This is a genomic window from Shewanella sp. CAL98-MNA-CIBAN-0140 (assembly GCF_040309905.1).
Taxonomy (GTDB): domain Bacteria; phylum Pseudomonadota; class Gammaproteobacteria; order Enterobacterales; family Shewanellaceae; genus Shewanella; species Shewanella psychromarinicola.
Window position 1 is genome coordinate 1 of record NZ_JBEOPI010000079.1, and the last position, 1,657, is coordinate 1,657.

Consider the following 1,657-nt stretch of genomic DNA (forward strand, 5'->3'; position numbering starts at 1 on the left):
TTGCCGATACACTCGGTGATACAATTAATGATAACTTTCAGAAATTAAAAACTGCAGTTTGAATTCACTTGAGTATAGATAATCTAATGCGTTATTTTGATGAGTGTATAAATTTTTATAGCAACATCAGTTATTCATGATAATTTATTATAAACTCAACATCATGATGGAATATGAATGCGTTATTTACTTGTCGCTTTACTGCTAGCGTTAATGGGATGTGCAGCTCAGCAAGAACCTTTCAGTGTGGCTATTGACCCACTATTACCTAGCACCATTCTTTATAACGGCGAAATTACACCTGAGAATGTCGCTTCATTTGAACAACTGATTACGAACAGTCCCACAAAAATAGAATCTCTGATCATCAATAGTGGTGGCGGCGATGTATTTGCCGGAATTCGATTTGGTGAGCTAGTATTTGAGTACAAGTTAAAGGTGGTGGTAGACAAGGCCTGTGCATCGTCTTGTGCTAATTACATTGTTACAGCCAGTGATGATGTCACGGTCAGAAATGGTGGACTATTAGGCTGGCATGGTGGTGCATTACAACCGATTTATGTCCCGATCACTTCTAACAAACAACGAGCCAACAAGATGTTGCGCAAAGAAGCAGATGACTTCTTAACTCAGTGGCAGCAAGCCGAGCATGACTTTTTTCAGATGGTGAAGGTTAACCAAGCGGTGACGATTTTAGGTATGGTGCCCGGATTGGAAGAGAAAAGAGATGCGCAGCTGTTTAGTTATGATCAACAAACCTTAAAGCAGTTAGGCTTACATATTACCTATGAAGGCGAGCAAGCTACGACTTCTCGCTTTGGTGAGTATATAGTGCAAATTTTTAGCGTATCGCCTGATGTGTTGGAAACCTTGTTAACTCAGCATAATAAGATATTACAGCAACACTAAATTGAGCCGTTTATCGCTTAGTCTCACTTAAGTAAATATCACAAAGGATTTGATAACCATGAAAAAAATAGTCGTCATCTGTTTACTTGGCTTGGCATTATTTGGTTTTTTAGATAAAAAGGTTCAAACCACTCAAATTGTAAAAAACGTTTACGCTGGATATGTCGTTGACAGTGATAATGCATTACAAAACGCCATTGAGAATAAACAAAGTAATGTTCAAGTTGGTGGTTCAGGTGAGGTAATAAAAATACTGGCCGACGATCTAAAAGGCAGTCGCCACCAACGGTTTATTTTGAAAATAGCCAGTGGCAGTACCTTACTCGTCGCCCATAATATTGATTTAGCCCCGCGCATAGACGGCTTAACTGTCGGCGATACGGTCGAGTTCTTTGGCGTTTATGAATTCAATAATAAAGGCGGCGTCATCCATTGGACTCACCACGACCCACGCGGACAACACCAAAGCGGCTGGCTAAAACACAATGGCAACGTTTATAAATAAACAGCTATTAGGTTTAAAAGATTAAGGCTCAATTTACATTGAGCCTTAAGGGCGGCTTATAAGGTTTATCTGCCGCTGCATAAGTATTAAGTTGCGGATGGGCCTTTAGTTATTTCTGTTAGTCTTTATTACTTGTGTACTGATTTAATCGCATCTTTAACACTGCTATATACTCAAGTGAATTCAAACTGCAGGTTTTAATTTCTGAAAGTTATCATTAATTGTATCACCGAGTGTATCGGC

At 39.2% G+C, this 1,657-nt stretch carries 2 protein-coding genes; both read left to right on the top strand.

The features are described 5' to 3' along the window. Positions 1-177: 177 nt before the first annotated feature. Positions 178-909, top strand: a complete 732-nt coding sequence (locus AAEY93_RS20195) for a Clp protease/crotonase-like domain-containing protein (RefSeq protein ID WP_124013674.1) — start codon at positions 178-180, stop codon at positions 907-909. Between the two features lie 58 nt (positions 910-967). Then, positions 968-1,414, top strand: coding sequence for a DUF3465 domain-containing protein (locus AAEY93_RS20200; protein ID WP_124013675.1), 447 nt, complete (start codon positions 968-970; stop codon positions 1,412-1,414). Positions 1,415-1,657 lie beyond the last annotated feature (243 nt).

What these genes read in the sequence shown, in the direction of transcription:
- AAEY93_RS20195 (WP_124013674.1), top strand. Translation starts at nt 178, where the DNA reads ATGCGTTATTTACTTGTCGCTTTACTGCTAGCGTTAATGGGATGTGCA.
- AAEY93_RS20200 (WP_124013675.1), top strand. Translation starts at nt 968, where the DNA reads ATGAAAAAAATAGTCGTCATCTGTTTACTTGGCTTGGCATTATTTGGT.